We start from the raw sequence: 16590 nt of genomic DNA, 5'->3' as shown, positions 1-16590 counted from the left end.
AGGGAGCAGCCTACGGGGTTACGGCGCCTCCCCGACCCCCGGGGTCACCGGCGCGGCGACCGGGGAGGCGGCGGCGCGCACGTCGATCTCCCGCCAGAACCCGGCCCGGATGGCGTACCGGTCGTGCTCGTCGATCTGGTCGTCCTTGTGGGCGAGCAGGCCGAACCGGGCGGCGTAGCGCAGCAGCTCGCCGTCGATGCGGTGCGGGATCCGCGGGTACATGATGGAGAGTTTCTGCAGGTGGACGGTCTCCGGTAGGCGTTCCATCCAGCGGCGGGCGAAGACCTGGCCCACCTCGAAGGGGTCGCCGCCGACGGTGGTGATGTCCTCCTCGCGGTCCGCCCAGCGCTGCTCGGCGCTGGTGAGCTGGGCGAGGGTGGGCAGGGAGGCGGTCTCGGCGGGTTCGCCGAGGGGGCCGCCCCGGTCGATCCAGCCCTTGTCGGAGGACCAGCGCAGGGCGCTGCCGGCGGGGGGCAGCGGGCTGGGCACGGTGGCGGTGCCGCCGGGAGCGGCGGGCGGGCGGAGTCCGGCGAGGTCCTTGGGCGTGGGGACGGTCCGGCCGGACACGGCCGGGGCGGAGGGGGTGGCCGTCCCGGCGGGGCTCTCGGGGGCCGCGGGGCCGCCCAGGCCGGACACGGCCGGCACGGCGCCGTTGCGGGCGGCCTCGGCGAGGGCTGCCTCCGGCAGCGGCGCGGAGAGGATGGCGGCGATCTCGGGGCGAGGGGCGGGCGGCGGCGGACAGAGCCCGGTGAGGTCCCTGGCCCGGACCGCGCGGGTGATCCAGGACCGGTCCAGGACCCGGCGTTCGTCGGCCTCGGCGACCAGGTCCTCGGACTGGTTGTAGTCGCCGTCGGCGGCCTGTACGGCCCACAGGTGGACGGCGACCCCGTGCTCCTTGGCGGACATCAGGCCGGGGAGCAGGTCGCCGTCGCCGGTGACGAGGACCACGTCGGAGCATGCGCGGTTTCTGGCCAGCTCGGTGAGCTCGGCGTGCATGGCCGCGTCCACGCCCTTCTGGGCCCAGCGGCCGTCGCTGCGGGTCAGGGCACCCAGCCGGACGGTGACCCGGGGCATCACGCGGAGCCTGCGGTGCTCGGGCTGGGGCACCCGGTCTGGGGCACCGTCGAACCAGTAGATGCGCAGCAGGGGCTGCGCGGTGTCGGCCTCGGCTCCTTCCCGGAGCCCCTGGATGAGGGCGGCGTGGTCGACGGTGATGCGGGAGCGGGACGGCTCCCCTGCGAGAAGGCTCGCGGCGGCGCCCAGCAGATAGCCGGCGTCCACCAGGACGACGCAGCGGTCCACGCTTTCCACCCTCTTCCGGGAGAGCTCGGCTTTCCACCGAGTCTGCCCGACAGCAAGGGTGTTGACGGCCGGAACTCGATCATCGGCGTGGCGGATCTCACGATCGGCACGCGAAGGGCGGCCACTACGCACAGTAATGATCCAAAATGCGCGGTATCCGGGGGTGTGTGAGGGTGAAGGCGGCCCTGGCCCCTACACCCCACATGGAGGCTTCACCATGGCCAAGAACAAGAACCAGAAGCAGCCCGCGAAGCAGCAGGACCGCTCCACGCAGCAGCCCGCCGGCTCGCAGCCGAGCGCGTCCGAGCCATCGACCTCGGCGCCCAGTCCGATGGACATGGCCCACAAGCGCAAGGAAAAGAAGTTCGGCCACAACTGACGTTCGCGGCCGCTTCACCACGACGAGGGCGCCCCCGGCACACGGCCGGGGGCGCCCTCGCGTCCGTACGGAGGCTCCTGCCCTCAGCCGGCCAGGCAGCTCGGGCCGAGGAGCACCTTCAGGTCGCCGAACAGCGCGGGGTCGGGCTGCACCCGGTGCCGGTCGAGCCGGAGCACGGTGGTGGTCCGCGGCCCCTGGAGCTTGATCCGGACCTCGGTGTTGCCCTTGTGGTGGCGCAGGATCTCGCCGAGGCGGGTGACCATCGGCGGGGTGACCTTCAGGGCCGGGATGGTGAGCACCACGGGGGCGTTGGTCCCGGCGGAGGACAGGTCGGGGACCATCAGCTCCATGGCGACCAGCCGGGGCACGTCCTCCCGCTTGTCGAGGCGTCCCTTGACGAAGACCACGGCGTCCTCGACGAGCTGGGTGGAGACCAGCTGGTAGGTGGCCGGGAAGAACATGCACTCGATCGAGCCGGCCAGGTCCTCCACGGTGGCGATGGCCCAGGCGTTGCCCTGCTTGGTCATCTTGCGCTGGAGGCCGGAGATGATGCCGCCGATGGTGACGACCGCGCCGTCGCTGTGCTCGCCGCCGGTCAGCTGGGAGATGCCGGCGTCGGTCTTGTCGGAGAGGACGTGCTCCAGGCCGAACAGCGGGTGGTCGGAGACGTACAGGCCGAGCATCTCGCGCTCCTGCGCGAGCAGGTAGGACTTCTCCCACTCCACGTCGGAGAACTCGACGTCGAGGCCGAAGCCGGGCTCGTCGCTCTCCTCGTCGCCCATTCCGCCGAACAGGTCGAACTGTCCCTCGGCTTCCTTGCGCTTCACCGCGACCACGGTGTCGATCATCGACTCGTGGTGGGCGACCAGCCCCTTGCGGGTGTGGCCCATCTCGTCGTACGCGCCGGCCTTGATCAGCGACTCGACGGTCCGCTTGTTGCAGACCACGGCCTCGACCTTGTCCAGGAAGTCGGGGAAGGAGCTGTACTTCCCCTTGGACTTCCTGGTCTTGATGATCGAGTCGACGACGTTCTGGCCGACGTTGCGCACCGCGGTGAGGCCGAAGAGGATCACGTCGTCGCCCTGGGCGGCGAAGTTGGACTCGGACTCGTTCACGTTGGGCGGGAGCACCTTGATGCCCATGCGCCGGCACTCGTTCAGGTAGATCGCGGACTTGTCCTTGTCGTCCTTGACCGAGGTGAGAAGTCCGGCCATGTACTCGGCCGGGAAGTTCGCCTTGAGGTAGGCGGTCCAGTAGGAGACCAGGCCGTACGCGGCGGAGTGCGCCTTGTTGAAGGCGTAGCCGGCGAAGGGGACCAGGACGTCCCAGAGGGCCTGGATGGCCTGGTCGGTGTAGCCGTTCTTCCGGGCGCCCTCCTGGAAGATCGTGAAGTTCTTGGCCAGCTCCTCGGGCTTCTTCTTGCCCATGACGCGGCGGAGGATGTCGGCCTCGCCGAGCGAGTAGCCGGCGATGATCTGGGCGGCCTTCTGCACCTGCTCCTGGTACACGATCAGGCCGTAGGTGACCGCGAGCACCTCTTCGAGGGGCTTCTCCAGCTCCGGGTGGATCGGGGTGATCTCCTGCTGCAGGTTCTTGCGCAGGGCGTAGTTCGTGTGCGAGTTCATGCCCATCGGGCCCGGCCGGTAGAGGGCCGACACGGCGGAGATGTCTTCGAAGTTGTCGGGCTTCATCAGCCGGAGCAGCGAGCGCATGGGGCCACCGTCGAACTGGAACACGCCGAGGGTGTCACCGCGCTGGAGCAGCTCGAAGGTCTTGGGGTCGTCGAGCGGGAGGGCCAGGAGATCGATGTCGATCCCCTTGTTGGCCTTCACCATCTTGACGGCGTCGTCCATGATCGTGAGGTTGCGGAGGCCGAGGAAGTCCATCTTCAGCAGGCCGAGCGACTCGCAGCTCGGGTAGTCCCACTGGGTGATGGTGACGCCGTCGGTGTGCCGCACCCAGACCGGCACGTGGTCGGTGATCCGCTCGCTGGACATGATCACGCCGGCGGCGTGCACGCCCATCTGGCGGACCAGGCCCTCCACACCGCGGGCGGTGTCGATGACCTTCTTCACGTCCGGCTCGTTCTCGTACATGCCGCGGATCTCGCCGGCCTCGCCGTAGCGGGGGTGCTGCGGGTCGAGGATGCCGGAGAGCGGGATGCCCTTGCCGAGGACGTCGGCGGGCATGGCCTTGGTGAGCCGGTCGCCCATGGCGTACGGGTAGCCCAGGACCCGCGCCGAGTCCTTGATCGCGTTCTTGGCCTTGATGGTGCCGTAGGTGCCGATCATGGCGACCTTGTCGGCGCCGTACTTCTCGGTCACGTACCTGATCACCTCGACGCGCCTGCGCTCGTCGAAGTCGATGTCGACATCGGGCATGGAGACGCGCTCGGGGTTGAGGAACCGCTCGAAGATCAGGCCGTGCGGGATCGGGTCGAGGTCGGTGATGCCCATGGCGTACGCGACGATCGAGCCGGCCGCGGAGCCACGGCCCGGGCCCACCGCGATGCCCTGGTTCTTGGCCCACATGATGAAGTCGGCGACCACGAGGAAGTAGCCGGGGAAGCCCATCGAGATGATCGTGTCCATCTCGTACTCGACCTGCTTCATGCGGTCCTCGGGGATGCCGCCGGGGAAGCGGCGGTGCATCCCCTTCATGGTCTCCTCGCGGAACCAGGTGACCTCGGTGTAGCCCTCCGGGATGTCGAACTTCGGCATCAGGTTCCGGAACTTGAACATGCCCTCGGTGTCGACCTGCTCGGCTACCAGCCGGGTGTTGGCACAACCCTCCTGCCAGGCGTCCGAGGAGTCGATGGCGTACATCTCGTCGGTCGACTTCAGGTAGTAGCCGGAGCCGTCGAAACGGAAGCGGTCGGGGTCCGAGAGGTTCTTGCCCGTCTGGATGCAGAGCAGGGCGTCGTGCGCGCCGGCCTCGCTCGCGTAGGTGTAGTGCGAGTCGTTCGTCACCAGCGGCGGGATGCCGAGCTTCTTGCCGATCTCCAGCAGTCCGTCGCGGACCCGGCGCTCGATCTCGATGCCGTGGTCCATCAGCTCCAGGAAGTACCGGCCCTCGCCGAAGATGTCCTTGTAGTCCGAGGCGGCCTTGATGGCCTCGTCGAACTGGCCGAGGCGGAGACGGGTCTGCACCTCGCCGGAGGGACAGCCGGTGGAGGCGATGAGCCCCTCGGACCACTGGGCGATGGTCTCCTTGTCCATCCGGGGCCACTTGGTCAGCCAGCCCTCGGCGTACGCGTCGGAGGACAGCCGGTAGAGGTTGTGCAGGCCGGTGTTGTTCGCCGCCCAGATCGTCTTGTGGGTGTAACCGCCGGAGCCGGAGACGTCGTCGCGCTTCTGGTGCGGCTGGCCCCACTGGATCCTGCGCTTGTTGCGCCGGGACTCGGGGGCGACGTACGCCTCGATCCCGATGATCGGCGTGATCCCCGCCTTCTGCGCCGAGTGGAAGAAGTCGTACGCGCCGTGCAGGTTGCCGTGGTCGGACATGGCGATGTGGGTCATGCCCATCTCGTTGCACGCGTTGAACATGTCCTTCAGCCGCGCGGCACCGTCCAGCAGGGAGTACTGGGTGTGGACGTGCAGGTGCGTGAACGGCGGCTTGGTCACGGCGGGAGGCTCCAGAGCACGAGGGGGCGGGGGGCAGCTCTGAATCCTACGTCGATCCGAGCGGCCGGAGGGGGTGCCGGGAACCGGGCACGCGGGAGTAGCGTCGCCCGTTGCACAGCCAGGACAAGAGTCCTGGAATCGATCAAGCCTGCGCCACCAGGAGGCACCCGCCATGGCGGTCCCCGACACCCCGAACGAGCAGCGCGCCGAGCAGATCCTCGACGTGTTCGACACCACTTTCGGTGAGCTGCTGGCCGCGGACCCGGCCGCCTTCCAGGTGAAGTTCCGCAAGATGGCGGCCTCGGCGTTCGCCTTCTACCGGGGGACGGCCTGCCTCTTCTACGCGGACCTGGAGCACGAGGGCGGCAGGAACCAGGGGGCCGGGCCGTACCTGGACGACCGCACCGGCCGGGTGTGGATCCACGGCGATCTCCACGCCGAGAACTTCGGCACGTACATGGACTCCACCGGCCGCCTGATCTTCAACGTCAACGACTTCGACGAGGCCTACGTCGGCCCCTTCACCTGGGACCTGAAGCGGTTCGCCGCCTCGGTGGCACTGATCGGCTATTCCAAGGCGCTCAGCGACGAGCAGATCAGCCGCATCGTGCGGGTCTACGCCGCCGCCTACCGGGAGCGCATCCACCTCCTGGCCACCGGCACCAAGCATGACGAGGTGCCGTCCTTCACCCTGGACACCTCCGACGGCGCACTGCTGGACGCCCTGCGCTCCGCCCGGGCCCGGACCCGGTTCGCGCTGCTGGACTCCATGACCGAGATCCGCGACCACGAGCGCCGCTTCTCCGCCGGGGGCGGCGCGATAGAACTGGACGCCGCGACCCGCTACAAGGTGCTGGCCGCCTTCGACGGCTATCTGGAGACCCTGCCGGAGTCGAGCCTGCTGCGCCCGGACTCCTACCGGGTGAAGGACGTGGTGGGCCGTCGGGGCATCGGCATCGGCTCCGCCGGCCTGCCCTCGTACAACATCCTGCTGGAGGGGCACAGCGACGCCCTGGAGAACGACGTCGTGATCTACGTCAAGCAGGCGCAGACCCCGGCGGTGTCCCGGCACATCACCGACCGGGAGGTCCGCGAGTACTTCCACCACGAGGGGCACCGCACCGTGATCTCCCAGCGGGCCCTGCAGGCGCACGCCGACCCGTGGCTGGGCTGGACGGAGCTGGACGGTGCCGGGCAGCTGGTCGCCGAGGTCTCCCCCTACGCCGTGGACCTGGACTGGTCCGACATCGACGACCCGGAGGAGATCGCGGCGGTGGTCGCGGACCTCGGCCGGGCGACGGCCTCCATGCACGCGGCCGCCGACGAGGACGAGAGCGGCCAGTCGCTGGTCCCCTTCTCCACGGAGCGGGCGATCGACGCGGCGATCGCCGCCGACGAGGAGGGCTTCGCGGAGCTGCTGGTGGACTTCGCCCACGCCTACGGCGCGCGGGCCCGCTCGGACCACCAGATCTTCGTGGACCTCTTCCGCAACGGCCGGATCATGCCCGCGTCGTGACCTGAGTCGCTCGCGCACCGCCCGCCTCCTCGCTCCGGCCCGTGGCCTCGGTGAGCACCTCGCGCAGCCGCGCGGCCCAGGCCGCCGGGTGCGTGAGGTTGCCGTTGTGCCCGCCGGGGAACTCGGCCGTCTCCGTGCCGAGCGAGGCCGCGAGCTCCTCGGCACACCGGTGGTCGAAGACGGTGCGCGGGGTGGTCCGGCCGGTCACCGGCACGATCCGCGGGCCGGCCCCGCCCCGCTCCGCCGGGCCCGCCAGGGCCCGCAGGTCCGCCGGGTCGAAGGTGTCCTCGACGATCGCGGTGAGATCGCGGGTGAGGAAGAAGTCGAAGTCGGCGGCGCGCTCCGCGAGGCCGGGCTGCGGGGTCAGTCCGGGCTCGCGGTCCTGGGCGACGGGGTCGATGCCGAGCACCCGCGCCACCTCCGCCAGCGCGGGCAGCAGCCCGTCGCGCCGGTAACGCTCCTGTATGTCCCTCAGCTCCTGCTCGTGCCGGTCCCGCTCCGCGGCGGGCAGCAGCCGGGGGGTCACCGGCTCGTGGGCGACCAGGACCGACACCTGTCGGGGGTGGCGGACGGCGAGGTGCAGTCCGATCGAGGCCCCGAGGCTGAGCCCCAGCACGATGGCCGGCTCCTCGGTCAGCTCGGCCAGCAGCCGGTGCACGTCGTCGGCGTGCTCCTCCATCGTCACGCCCCGTCCCGCCGGGAGGGCGCTGCGGGACAGCCCGCGGCGGTCATAGGTGACCACGGTGTAGTCCTCGGCCAGCCGGTCCACCAGGTCGACGCTGCGGCCGGCGTTGCCCTCGCCGCTCTGCGCGATCAGCAGCAGCGGCCCGCTCCCCCGCACCTCGTAGTGCAACTCGGCCCCGGGCACCGGGAGCCTCCCGCAGTCCTGCACGCCCTCCACGCCCTTCGCGTTCTTCGTCGTGTTCTCCGTCTTCGTCATGCCACCACCGTAATCCATCTATCTCGATGCATCAAGAGAGATGAATCGAAAAAGATGAATCCATCGCGATGTACCGTGGCCCCGTGAGCGACAGCCTGAGCGCGGTCGAGCTCTTCCTGCTCGGCCGGACCCTGATGAAGATCGGCGAAGAGGCGCTGCCCGCCCCCGAGGGGGCCGGGGGGAGCCCCACCGCCGCGCAGGGCGCCCGCGCGGTGCTCATCGCCCTCAGCGACGTCACCGCCCACCCCGGCAGCGCGGTCGGTGAGATCGCCCGCCGCACCGGGCTGCCGCAGAGCCAGGTCTCCACCGCGGTCGCCCGCCTGAAGAAGGCCGGTTCGGTGGTGACCTCCCCCGACCCCGCCGACGGCCGCCGTCTGCTGGTCCGGCCGGCCGAGGAGGTCTCCGAGCGGGTCGAGCAGGTGCGCGCCACCCGGATCGAGTCCGCGCTCGCCGCCGCCCTCGGCACCGCCGACGCAGCCGCGTTGAGCGAGGTCACCGCGGCACTGGAGGTGCTGGCCCGGCACCTCCCGCCGGGCGCGCTGGCCAATCTGCGCCCCTGATCCGGCCGCGGGCGCCACCGAATCCTCTTTTCACAGGAACGCATGGCACACTCGCCGGGATGGACATATCAGGAGCACGGCTCAGGGGGCTGCGGGCAGCGCTGTTCAGCGCGCTCGTCGTGCTGCTCTCCAGTTGCTCCCACGTCCTGCTGTCCCACGTGCCGCTGCCGCCGTCCCTGGTGCTCGGCGCCTTCGTCTCCGTGTTCGCGATCGCCTACGCACTGGCCGGGCGCGAGCGCGGCTTCGGCCCGATCGCCGGGCTGCTGGTGCCGCTGGAACTCGCCGCCGACACCGTCTTCACCGCCGGACAGCACGTCTGTTACGGCCCCGCGGGCGGTCCCGTCTCCGGGCCGCTGCGCGCCCTGGGGCTGGAGGAGCTCTGCGGCGGCACCCCCGTGGGCGGGCCGCTGGCCGAGGTGACCGGCCCGGCCGGCAGCGCCGCGGCCCTGCTCGCGTCCGCGGGTCCGTGGACCCCCTGGCTACTGCTGGCCGCCCACGTCTCGGTCGGCCTGCTGGCCGCGCTCTGGCTGTGGCAGGGCGAGCGGTCGCTGGGCCGACTGCTCCGGACGGTGGCCGTGCTGGCCTTCCGTCCGCTGGCACTGGCGGTGGCCGCCGTCACGGCGGTGTCCCGGCCGGCCCGCCGGGCGGTCCGCACGGCGCGTACCGCCGCGCGGGCCCGGACCCGGTTCCCCGTGCACTCCGTGGGACGGCGGGGTCCGCCCGCGTTCGCCACGGCGCCCTCCGGCGCCTGAGCGACGCAAGGCAGGACACCTCACCCTCCCCCGGGCCCCGCCCGCCGGGAGACCCCGCACATCTCATTCACGGAGTACCACCATGAGCGCACGCAACAACAAGGCGAACAAGGCCGCGGCCCGCGAGCGGCTGCGCCAGGAACTCGAGGCCCAGGCCAAGAAGGACAAGGCGCGCCGCCAGGCCATCGTGGCCGGCTCGGTCGCCGGAGTGCTGGCGCTGGCCGGCGGCATCGGCTGGATGGTCATGGAGATGACCAAGCCGGACGCCTGGGAGAAGGCCGAGACCGCCGCCCTGGTCACGCCGAAGAACGCCACCGGGGACAAGGGCACCACCGTGGTCATCGGCAAGCCCGAGGCCAAGAAGACCCTGGACGTGTACGAGGACCCGCGCTGCCCGGCTTGCGCCTCGTTCGAACAGAGCATGGGCGACCAGGTCAAGAAGGACGTGGACGCCGGCAAGTACAAGCTGCGGTACGTCGGCGCGACCTTCATCGACAAGGGCGTCCCCGGCGAGGGATCGAGGAACGCGCTGAGCGCGCTGGGCGCGGCGCTGAACGTCAGCCCCGAGGCGTTCCTGGAGTACAAGGCGGCGCTGTACTCGAAGGCGAACCACCCCGAGGAGACCAGCGACAAGTTCGCCAAGGACGACTACCTGATCAAGGTGGCCGACGGGGTGGCCGCGCTGAAGGGCAACACCGGGTTCCAGCAGGCCGTGAAGAACGGCACCTACGACCGGTGGGCGCTGGAGATGTCGAAGTCCTTCGACGCGTCGGGCGTCAAGGGCACCCCGACGCTGATGATGGACGGCAAGAAGATCGAGATCCCGCAGACGCCGGCGGCGTTCACCGAGGCCATCGACAAGGCCCTGAAGGGCTGACCCGTCGACCGGCTGACCGGCTGATCCCGGAAGGGGCGGTACGCCCCTGACGGACCGAAAAGTCACCCCCTGCCAACGGGCGGGCGGACTCCTGGAGTTCGTCCGCCCGTTGCCGTTCAGGGGGTGTTAAATTCGTCATACTGGCCAGTAATATGACCGGCCGTGACCAGTCAACTCCCCCACGATTCCGCGGCTTCGCCGCGCCGGCGCACGGTCGTCCTGGCCGCTGCCGCCACCGCCGCCCTCGCCCCGCTGGCCTTCACCGGCGCAAGCGCGCAGGCGGCCGAGAACGCCCCGGCGTTCCTGCACGGCGTCGCCTCCGGCGACCCGCTCCCGGACGGGGTCCTGCTGTGGACCCGCGTCACACCCACACCCGAGGCGGTCCCCGGCTCCGGCAACGGCCCGGACACCCAGGTCCTCTGGGAAGTGGCCGAGGACAAGGGCTTCTCCCGGATCGTCGCGCGCGGCAGCGTGACCGCCTCCGCCGCCGGGGACCACACCGTCAAGGCCGACGTACGCGGACTGCGGCCCGGGACGGCGTACTTCTACCGGTTCACCGCCGGTCCCACGGTCTCCCCGGTGGGCCGCACCCGCACCACCCCGGCGCACGACGCCACCACCCCGGGGGTCCGCTTCGGCGTGGTGTCCTGCGCCAACTGGGAGGCCGGATACTTCTCGGCCTACCGCCACCTGGCGGCCCGCGCCGACCTGGACGCGATCCTGCACCTCGGCGACTACATCTACGAGTACCAGACCGGGGGTTACCCGGAGGCGAAGTACACCGTCCGCCGGCACGAGCCCGCGCACGAGATCACCACCCTCGCGGACTACCGGACCCGGCACGGCAAGTACAAGACCGACGCCGACCTCCAGGCCCTGCACGCCGCGCACCCGGTCATCGCCATCTGGGACGACCACGAGTTCGCGAACGACGCGTGGTCCGGCGGCGCCGAGAACCACACCCCGGGCGCCGAGGGCGACTGGGCGGCCCGCGCGGCCTCGGCCAAGCAGGCCTACTTCGAGTGGATGCCGGTTCGCGCCTCCGTCGCGGGCACCGTCTACCGGCGGCTGCGCTTCGGCACCCTGGCCGACCTCCACCTGCTCGACCTGCGTTCGTTCCGCTCGCAGCAGACCAAGGTCGGCAGCGGTTCGGTGGACGACCCCGAGCGCACCATCACCGGCCGCGCCCAGCTGGACTGGCTCAAGTCGGGGCTGGCGGCCTCGGACGCGACCTGGAAGCTGGTCGGCACCTCGGTGATGATCTCGCCGGTGGCCTTCGGCTCGCTGCCCGCGCACCTGCTGGCGCCGCTGGCGAAGCTGCTCGGACTGCCCGAGGGCGGCCTGGCGATCAACGTGGACCAGTGGGACGGGTACACGGACGACCGCAAGGAACTGCTCGGCCACCTGAAGAGCCGGAACATCAAGAACACCGTGTTCCTCACCGGCGACATCCACATGGCGTGGGCTAACGAGGTCCCGGTGAACATGGCGACGTACCCGGGCTCGGGCACCGCCGCCACCGAGTTCGTCGTGACCTCGGTGACCTCGGACAACATCGACGACCTCCTCCACGTGCTGCCGAACACCCTCTCGCTGGTGGCGGAGTCCGCCATCAAGGCGGCGAACTGGCACGTGAAGTGGCTGGACATGGACGACCACGGCTACGGCGTCCTCGACGTGACCGCCGAACGGTCCCAGATGGACTACTACGTGGTGTCCGACAAGAAGAAGGCGGACGCCGGATCGTCCTGGTCCCGCTCGTACCGGACCATGAACGGTACCCAGAAGGTGGAGCGGGTATACCAGCCCGTCCGATGACCCGGAATGACCTGACATACCCATGACGGGCACTTGATCCTGACGTCCCGTCAAATTTGCGGCCGACGGCGGCGTCCGGAAAATCTCGGGCGCCGCTGTGCGGATTCGGCAACAATTCTTTTACGTCAGACGTCTTGACGTCTCGATGACATGCACACGTAAGCTTCGCGCCAACCGGGAGATCTTTCCCGGCCAGTAACCCCCCACCACCCGCGAGGAGCACACGTGCGCGCCGTTGCCCGCATATCCCCCACTCTCCGCCGCCGTCTGATCGGCTCCGCCGCCCTGGCCGGTGCCCTGGCACTGTCCCCGCTGGCCGGCCCCACGTCGGTCGCCGCGGCCAAGACCCCGGCCGAGGTGTGTGTCGAGGCGGCCGATGCTCCGGCCAACGCCCGCGTGGCCAAGCCGCAGGGCCCGAAGGCCGCCGAGCCGAACGAGGTCAGCGAAGCCCAGGCCGCGGCCATGGACGCCGACCTCAAGGTGAAGCTGGACAAGGCCCTCAAGAACCAGCCGCAGCGCAGCCTGCGTGCCGCCGAGGCCGTGAAGACCATCCCGGTCTACTTCCACGTCATCCACTCCGGCACCACCGGCAAGCTGACCTCAACCGACGTCAGCAAGCAGATGACCGTCCTGAACTCCGCCTTCGGCGGCCAGGGCACCGGCAACGTGAACAGCAACTTCCAGTTCCAGCTGGTCTCGACCGACTACACGGACAACGCGAGCTGGTACAACCTGGGCTCCGGCTCCGCGGCCGAGACCAGCATGAAGACCACCCTGCGCAAGGGCGGCTCCGACGCGCTGAACATCTACACCGCCAACCTGTCCGGCGGCCTGCTCGGCTGGGCGACCTTCCCGAGCTCCTACGCCTCGAAGCCCAAGATGGACGGCGTGGTCCTGCTCGACTCCTCACTGCCGGGCGGCGCCGCGGCCAACTACAACGAGGGCGACACCGGCACCCACGAGGTCGGCCACTGGATGGGCCTGTACCACACCTTCCAGGGCGGCTGTAACGGAAGCGGCGACTCCGTCTCCGACACCCCGGCCGAGAAGACCGCCGCGTACGAGTGCCCCGAGGGCCGCGACTCCTGCGCCAGCAAGGCCGGCACGGACCCGATCCACAACTTCATGGACTACACGTACGACGCGTGCATGTACCAGTTCACCGCCGGCCAGGTGGCCCGCATGAACAGCCACTGGACGGCGTACCGCGGAGCCTGAGTCACGGTGTCCCCCGCTGCCCTAACCTAGCGCCATGAGCGCCACGGGGGACGTGATCGACGGACGGTTCGAGCTGCTGGAACGGCTCGGCAGCGGGGGGATGGGCACGGTCTGGCGAGCGCTGGACCGTGCCCTTCACCGTGAGGTGGCCGTCAAGGAGGTACGGGCGTCCGCGGGCCGGGACGACCCGGAACGCGGGCGGGTACTGCGCGAGCGGGTGCTGCGCGAGGCCCGCGCCCAGGCCCGGATCAACCATCCCAACGTGGTCACCATCCATCACATCGTGGACGAGGGGGAACACCCCTGGCTGGTGATGGAACTGCTGCCCGGCCACTCCCTCCAGCAGCGGCTGGAACAGCGGCCGCTGTCGCCGGCCGAGGCGGCCCGGACCGGCCGCGAGGTGCTCGCCGGGCTGCGGGCCGCGCACGCGGCCGGCATCCACCACCGGGACGTGAAGCCCGCCAACGTGCTGCTGCGGACGGACGGTTCGGCCGTGCTCACCGACTTCGGCATCGCCGCCCTGCAGGACGCCGCCTCGCTCACGATGACCGGGGAGGTCATCGGCACCCCCGAGTACCTGGCGCCCGAGCGGATCCGCGGTGCCGACCTGCCGGCCTCCGACCTGTGGTCGCTGGGCATGACGCTCTACGCGTGCGTGGAAGGCGTCAGCCCGATGCGGCGCGCCACCACCCTGGCCACGCTGGCCGCGGTCCTCGACGAGCCGGTGCCCGCACCGCGCCGGGCCGGACCGCTGGCCGCCGTCCTGGCCGAGCTGCTCGTCCGCGACCCGGAGGCGCGGCCCGACGCGGAGCGGCTGGACCGGCTGCTGGCGGCCGTCACCCGGCGCACCGGGGATGCCGGGGACCCCGGAGACGCCGGAGACGCCGTACCGCCGGAACCCACCCGCCTCGACCGGGCTCCCGACCCCTCCTCCGCCTCCGGACGCCCGCCCTCCGGGAGCCGGTTCGGCCCGCCGCCCCCGCTGCCGCCGGGCCCGGCCCCCCGGCCGGAGCAGGCCGCGCAGGCATCACCCGCCACGCCTCCCGCCACGCCTCCGGTCACACCGCAGGCCGTTCCACAGGCCACCCCCGTGCCGTTCCCGCCGCACGCGGCCACGCCCCGGGACGCCCTGCCCACCCTCGGCACCCTGACCGGCGGCAGCTCCCCCGGAACCGCACCGGACCGCCGCCGGAAGGTCACCCCGCTCGCCGCCGCGGCCGCCGTGATGGCCCTGGCACTGCTCGGCATCGGCGGCTACGCACTGTTCGACCCGGGCGCGGACGGCGGCGCGGACGGCAAGGGCACCACCGCACCGACGGCTTCCGCCCTCTCCACGGCCCCGGGCCCGCCCTCGGCAACTCCGGCGGGCAGCACCGCCGCCACGCCGTCGACACCCCCGGCACCCCCACTGGGCCCGGCCCCGGGCACCACCGGCACTCCGGCGACGACGGCCACGGCGAGCGCGCCGACCGCCACGCCGCCGAGCGCCCCTCCGGCCACCGCCCCCGGCGGCGACGGCCCGGCACCCGAAGGCGGCCGCTGGATCGCCCAGCTGTACTCCGAGCCGGAGAGCTCCGGCACCGCCGCCCGCGACAGCCGGCTGGCCGAGATCCGCGCCACGGTCCCGGAGGCGCAGCTGCTGCGCAGCCGGGACCACGCCTCCCTCAACCCCGGCTACTGGGTGGTGTACGCCCCCGGCCCGTTCTCCGACGGCCGGGCGGCTCTCGCCTTCTGCGCGCAGAAGGGCCGGACCACCGCCGACCGGTGCATCGGCCGCTACCTCAGCGACGACCGGGCCGATTACGCGTACCAGTGCACCCCGCCGGCCGGCTCCCCCGGCGGCCGCTGCCGGCGTTCCTGACGGGAGCCACGGCAACCGGGGCGAGGACGGCAACTACCGCAGTGAGTCCAGGAAGCCGAGCGCGATGGTCCACGTCCGCTCGGCGGCCTCCTCGTCGTAGTCCGGGAGCTCGGGGTCGGTGTACAGGTGCCCGGCGCCCGGGTACCGGTGCACCTCCACGTCCGCACCGGCCCGGCCCATCCGCAGGTACCAGGTGTTCAGCCAGTCGTGCGGCTCGAACGGGTCCGGGTCGGCGATGTGCAGCTGCACCGGCAGCTCGTCCACCGAGGTGTCGTCGGCGATGTCGGAGGTGCCGTGCAGCAGGAGCAGGCCGCGCGCCTTCTCGTCGTGCAGGGCCAGGTGCTGGGCGATCGAGCCGCCGAAGGAGAAGCCCGCGTAGACCAGGCCCCGGTCCGAGTAGGGGGCGGCGGCCAGCACGGCCCGCTTGAGCAGTTCGTCCCGCCCGATCTCCTCCTGGTGCGCCATGCCCTCCTCGACGGTGTCGAAGGTCCGGCCCTCGAAGAGGTCCGGCACGTGGACCTGGTGGCCGGCCGCCCGGAGCCGGTCCGCCGCGGCGTTCACCGCGGGTCGGAGGCCGTACGTGGAGTGGAAGAGCACGATGTTCATGCGCCCATCGTGCCAGCCGCCACCGGCAATCCCGCCACCGGCGACCGTGCGGCCGGCGACGGCCGTCCGCTACGGTCGAAGGCATGGAGACCGCGCTCCGTACGCTGCTGCTGCGCCGCTGCCTGCCGCCGTCCCTGGTGCTGCTCTGCGCCGTCGGGCTGAAGGCGTTCCTGCGTCCCGCCGACTGGTGGGGCAGAGCCCTGACCCTGGTGGTCATCGGCGCGGCGGCCTGGCTGCTGGTCCGGATCGCCGACGCGGTCATCGACACCTGGTACGCCCGCTACGCCGCCGCCGCGGCCCCCGAACAGGACGCCAGGGTCCGCCGGGTCCGCACCCAGGTCACCCTGATCCACCGGGTGGTGACCGCCGTCGTGGTGGTGGTGACCATCGCGGCGATGCTGCTGACCTTCCCCGCCATGCGAGCGGTGGGTGCCTCGATGCTGGCCTCCGCCGGCGTGCTGGGCATCGTGGCGGGCATCGCTGCCCAGTCCACCCTGGGGAACCTCTTCGCCGGGCTGCAGATCGCCTTCGGCGACACCGTCCGGATCGGGGACACGGTGGTCGTCGACAAGGAGTGGGGACAGGTCGAGGAGATCACCCTGACCTTCCTGGTGGTGCGCACCTGGGACGAGCGCCGGATCACCATGCCCGTCTCGTACTTCACCTCGAAGCCGTACGAGAACTGGTCGCGCGGCGGCGCCCAGCTGACGGGCACGGTCTTCCTGCACCTGGACCACCGGGCTCCCGTACAGCTGATGCGGGAGAGGCTGGAACTGATCCTCAAGGAGCTCCCGGAGTGGGACGGACGGTCGAGCGGACTGGTCGTCACCGACACCACCCCGCACACCGTCCAGGTCCGCGCGGTGGTCACCGCGAAGGACTCCGACGATCTGTGGACCCTGCGCTGCGCGGTACGCGAACGCCTGATCGCCTGGCTCGCCGCGGAACACCCCTACGCCCTGCCCCGCATCGCCAGCGCCCCGGCGGCCCCCGGCCCCGGCGAGGAATCCGGCCAGGCCTGACCGGGGCGGGCCGCGCCGGCGGCCGGGACGGCCCGTCCCCGCCGCTCGCGCCAGCTGCCGCCCGCGCGGGTCCGCCTCCCGCGTCCGCCGAATCGATCCGCCCTCACCCGGACGGC

General features: G+C 71.4%; 13 protein-coding genes. 9 read left to right on the top strand and 4 right to left on the bottom strand.

All coding sequences use genetic code 11. From position 1 onward, the window contains the following. Positions 1-18 precede the first annotated feature (18 nt). A complete protein-coding gene (locus tag ACGFQ9_RS25990; RefSeq protein WP_393576938.1) occupies positions 19-1311 on the bottom strand; it encodes an NYN domain-containing protein in 1293 nt (430 codons plus the stop codon). Positions 1312-1519: 208 nt separating this feature from the next. Between ACGFQ9_RS25990 and ACGFQ9_RS25985 the strand changes: the two genes are divergently transcribed. Further along, complete coding sequence (locus tag ACGFQ9_RS25985) at positions 1520-1681, top strand: hypothetical protein (RefSeq protein WP_393576937.1); 162 nt, start codon at positions 1520-1522, stop codon at positions 1679-1681. An 83-nt stretch (positions 1682-1764) separates the two neighbouring features. Here ACGFQ9_RS25985 and dnaE read toward each other — a convergent pair whose 3' ends face one another. Further along, entirely contained in the window at positions 1765-5304 is a 3540-nt protein-coding gene (dnaE, locus tag ACGFQ9_RS25980) for a DNA polymerase III subunit alpha (RefSeq protein ID WP_393576935.1), read from the bottom strand. A gap of 172 nt (positions 5305-5476) precedes the next feature. On the opposite strand from dnaE, the gene ACGFQ9_RS25975 reads away from it, so the two are divergent. Beyond that, positions 5477-6820: a DUF2252 domain-containing protein gene (locus ACGFQ9_RS25975; protein WP_393576933.1), complete on the top strand. Its 1344-nt coding sequence runs from the start codon at positions 5477-5479 to the stop codon at positions 6818-6820. Here the strand turns inward: ACGFQ9_RS25975 and ACGFQ9_RS25970 are convergent. Continuing rightward, entirely contained in the window at positions 6804-7760 is a 957-nt protein-coding gene (locus tag ACGFQ9_RS25970) for an alpha/beta fold hydrolase (protein ID WP_393576932.1), read from the bottom strand. The two genes, ACGFQ9_RS25975 and ACGFQ9_RS25970, sit on opposite strands and share 17 nt — an antisense overlap. A gap of 134 nt (positions 7761-7894) precedes the next feature. Between ACGFQ9_RS25970 and ACGFQ9_RS25965 the strand changes: the two genes are divergently transcribed. The 6 genes from ACGFQ9_RS25965 (at position 7895) to ACGFQ9_RS25940 (ending at position 14846) form a co-directional block, all read left to right on the top strand. Then, complete coding sequence (locus ACGFQ9_RS25965) at positions 7895-8320, top strand: MarR family transcriptional regulator (RefSeq protein ID WP_393577102.1); 426 nt, start codon at positions 7895-7897, stop codon at positions 8318-8320. 59 nt (positions 8321-8379) lie between these two features. Beyond that, the gene (locus ACGFQ9_RS25960) at positions 8380-9072 is read left to right on the top strand and encodes a hypothetical protein (protein WP_393576930.1); all 693 of its coding nucleotides are present in this window, start codon (positions 8380-8382) and stop codon (positions 9070-9072) included. A gap of 82 nt (positions 9073-9154) precedes the next feature. Next, on the top strand, positions 9155-9949 hold the full coding sequence (locus tag ACGFQ9_RS25955; RefSeq protein WP_393576928.1) for a DsbA family protein: 795 nt from the start codon (positions 9155-9157) through the stop codon (positions 9947-9949). 162 nt (positions 9950-10111) lie between these two features. Beyond that, the gene (locus tag ACGFQ9_RS25950; RefSeq protein WP_393576926.1) at positions 10112-11767 is read left to right on the top strand and encodes an alkaline phosphatase D family protein; all 1656 of its coding nucleotides are present in this window, start codon (positions 10112-10114) and stop codon (positions 11765-11767) included. A 225-nt stretch (positions 11768-11992) separates the two neighbouring features. Continuing rightward, on the top strand, positions 11993-12985 hold the full coding sequence (locus tag ACGFQ9_RS25945; protein ID WP_393576925.1) for a zinc metalloprotease: 993 nt from the start codon (positions 11993-11995) through the stop codon (positions 12983-12985). 34 nt (positions 12986-13019) lie between these two features. Continuing rightward, on the top strand, positions 13020-14846 hold the full coding sequence (locus ACGFQ9_RS25940) for a protein kinase (RefSeq protein WP_393576923.1): 1827 nt from the start codon (positions 13020-13022) through the stop codon (positions 14844-14846). 33 nt (positions 14847-14879) lie between these two features. On the opposite strand, the gene ACGFQ9_RS25935 is transcribed toward ACGFQ9_RS25940, so the two are convergent. Continuing rightward, a complete protein-coding gene (locus ACGFQ9_RS25935) occupies positions 14880-15452 on the bottom strand; it encodes a dienelactone hydrolase family protein (protein WP_393576921.1) in 573 nt (190 codons plus the stop codon). An 83-nt stretch (positions 15453-15535) separates the two neighbouring features. On the opposite strand from ACGFQ9_RS25935, the gene ACGFQ9_RS25930 reads away from it, so the two are divergent. Next, the gene (locus ACGFQ9_RS25930; protein WP_393576920.1) at positions 15536-16474 is read left to right on the top strand and encodes a mechanosensitive ion channel family protein; all 939 of its coding nucleotides are present in this window, start codon (positions 15536-15538) and stop codon (positions 16472-16474) included. The last annotated feature ends 116 nt before the right edge of the window (positions 16475-16590 follow it).

Origin of the sequence: Streptomyces sp. NPDC048603, from assembly GCF_043199475.1 — a bacterium.
Classification (GTDB): domain Bacteria; phylum Actinomycetota; class Actinomycetes; order Streptomycetales; family Streptomycetaceae; genus Streptomyces.
This window is presented reverse-complemented; position numbering and strand designations above follow the sequence as displayed.